The organism is Mesorhizobium sp. M4A.F.Ca.ET.050.02.1.1, from assembly GCF_003997725.1.
Taxonomy (GTDB): domain Bacteria; phylum Pseudomonadota; class Alphaproteobacteria; order Rhizobiales; family Rhizobiaceae; genus Mesorhizobium.
This window is the reverse complement of record NZ_RZSG01000788.1, coordinates 1-2711: the sequence shown is the minus strand read 5'-3', so window position 1 is coordinate 2711 and position 2711 is coordinate 1. Positions and strand designations below refer to the sequence as shown.

2 protein-coding genes and 2 pseudogenes are annotated in these 2711 nt (G+C 61.4%); 2 read left to right on the top strand and 2 right to left on the bottom strand.

All coding sequences use genetic code 11. The features are described 5' to 3' along the window. The coding region (locus tag EOA33_RS31150) for a sugar ABC transporter substrate-binding protein (RefSeq protein WP_145989382.1) at positions 1-626 on the bottom strand (626 nt) is incomplete at its 3' end. Positions 627-910: 284 nt separating this feature from the next. Between EOA33_RS31150 and EOA33_RS40990 the strand changes: the two are divergent. Together EOA33_RS40990 and EOA33_RS40985 are read left to right on the top strand one after the other, a co-directional pair. Further along, positions 911-1167 (top strand): annotated as a pseudogene (locus EOA33_RS40990) (hypothetical protein); the annotation flags it as partial. A 76-nt stretch (positions 1168-1243) separates the two neighbouring features. Then, positions 1244-1361, top strand: a pseudogene (locus EOA33_RS40985) (3-oxoacyl-ACP reductase); the annotation flags it as partial. Between the two features lie 30 nt (positions 1362-1391). Here EOA33_RS40985 and EOA33_RS31140 read toward each other — a convergent pair. Next, on the bottom strand, positions 1392-2711 hold a 1320-nt coding region (locus tag EOA33_RS31140; protein ID WP_145989381.1), incomplete at its 5' end, for a xanthine dehydrogenase family protein molybdopterin-binding subunit.

Here is a 2711-nt window from a genome sequence, read left to right as displayed (position 1 = left end):
ATTTCGTATTTCGCGCCGGCCTTGTCCAACGCGGCGCGGAAGCCTTCCGTGTCGAGTTTCACAATGGTGTAAGCCGGATCGCCCATGACGATGCCGATCTTCGCCGTCTTGTCTTTGGGAAGAATGCCTGCGGCCATCTCGCCGGAGACAAAGCCGGCCTTGTAGTTATCGGTCGCAACCAGCGCGGACAGCCCCGGATAGGGATCGGTAATCTTGCGCGACGCCGAGTCGCCGACCTGAAGGGCAATGGCGACAACCGGAATTTTCGAAGCGTTGAGCTTGTCGACGAAGGATTCCGACACCACGGAATCAAGCGGCAGGAACCCAACGGCGTCGACCTTCTGGGTGATCAGGTCGTCGAGAGCATTGCCCTGCTTTTCGACGCTGCCGCGCGGATCGAGGACGACCGTTTTTACGCCCGCTGCCGCCGCAGCTTCCTTGAAACCTTCGGCGGTGGATACGTTGTACGGATACTCCAGGCTCGCCGGAACATAGCCGAAGGTCAGTTCTTTGGCATGAGAGGGAGCCGCCCACAGCAGCGCCGCCGCCGACGCTGCCAGCAAGCAACGTATTGCGCTTGCCGTATCAAACTTCCTGATGCCAACGTCTTTATTCAGTTTGTGCATGATTTTCCTCCCATGGCCATGCATAGCTCACGCTTCCAGGCGTGCGTCATCGCCCTCGATAAAGGGGAAAGAACTTTTCCGAGATCGATGAACGCGTCGCCCGTGGCGCTGCGCATTTCCGAGAGGCAACAAAGCGCTGAGCAATCCTCCCGAATACAAATCCCGTAACATAGCGGAGCTGTTCAGGACAGGGCGCGTGAGCCGCGCTGCCCTCGCCATATAACTTTTTGTTATTGGTGACTTACTTGGGATTTCACTCGCGCGAACGCAACTATACGGCACCCGCAATCCTATGACGCTTCGGCGTAGCGCTCAGCGATCTCCCCTATGCGGCATCTTCTATCACCTGCTGCTGTCCGGGTTGGCGCATCTCGGTGTCCGGAACCCGGCCGGTGCCCTGCCCGCAGCCGCGGGCCTCGTACTGCTGGTCGCATCTTTCCTGACGCAGAACGCCGCTCGCGAAGTGCCGTCGCCTATGTGCAGGCGGCGTTGTTCTGACCTCACGAAACCAGCAACACCCAATCCGCCGCGATTGGGGTGACTACAGGATCACAATGTCCTTCCGATCGCTAACACATGGGTGGAGACGCCCCGCCGGCAACCAACCCGTTGGGAGTGGATCGCCGGAGGACGACGTCGCCCCTGTCATCCTGTTCCTCGCGAGCAAGGATGCGTAGTTCCTAATGGGTTGCAGCCTCTCCCCGGATGGCGGCATGGATCATCGACAGCGCGCGCAGATCGCATACGCCTACGATGCCATATCTTTCACAGCAGCTTGTCTGGCGTGATCGGTAGCTCACGGATACGCCGTCCCGTGGCGTGGAAGATAGCGTTGGCGATGGCTGGCGCGACGCCGACCAATGCGATCTCGCCGAGCCCCTTCACACCGAGCGGGTTCACGTGCGGGTCGTGCTCCTCCACGAACGTGACGTCCATGGTCGGCGGGGCATCGGCATGCACCGGCACTGCGTATTCGGCGAAATTGGCGTTGGTGACCCGACCGTTGCGCACGTCCACCACAGAGTGTTCCATCAGCGCCATACCGATGCCTCCAATCATACCACCAATGCACTGGCTGCGGCTCGTCTTAGGGTTGACGATGCGCCCCGCTCCATATGCGCCGACGATGCGCCGCACGCGTGTTTCTCCGAGATCGGGATCAACGGCGACCTCCACGAACACAGCGCCGAACGCGTGCATGGAGAACCGCTTCGTCTCCTCACCTGGGGCCGTGTCGGCGCTGACCTCGATCGGCTGCCCAATGCGTTGCATAGCCTCGAGGATATCGCTCACCCCGGCGCGGTTGAGGGCCTCGTCGCGGACTTTGCGGCAGGCAGCCTGCACTGCGCTGCCCACGCTCGCCATTGTCATCGAGCCGCCATGTGGAGGTGTCTTGGGCAACTGGTTATCGCCGAGACGGAACCTCACCCGCTCGATGGGAACACCAAGAGTATCGGCTGCCACCTGGGTCATCGAAGTCCAGGTGCCCGGTCCCATGTCACTTGCGGCGCTCGCCACCTCGGCCGTGCCATCGGGCAACAGACGCGCAAGTGCGGAAGCGGGCGCAAAATTCATTGGATATGTGGCGCTCGCCATTCCCCAGCCGATCAGCAAGCGGCCGTCGCGCATCGAACGCGGCTCGGGGGTGCGCCGGCTCCATCCAAAGCGCTCGGCGCCCACCCGGTAACATTCCCGCGTCGAGCGACTCGAGAAAGGCAGCTTTTTGGACTCATCCTGCTCCGGCTCATTGCGCAGGCGCAGTTCCACCGGATCGATATTCAGGGCGATGGCGACCTCGTCCATGGCGGATTCGAGGGCGAAGCTGCCGCTCGCTTCGCCAGGTCCGCGCATCCAAGTCGGGGTGTGTATATTCAAGCGGGCGAGGCGATGGCGCGTGTAGACGTTCGGACACGAATGCAGGAACCGCGTCGCGCTGAGGAGAGCCTCCGTATACTCTTCGTAAGTTGAAGTCTCCTGATAGGCTTCATGCGCTATGGCTACCAGACGACCATCCTTGTCCGCGCCGAGCGCTACGCGCTGGACTGTGTGTGGGCGGTATCCCACGCCGTAATACATTTCGCGTCG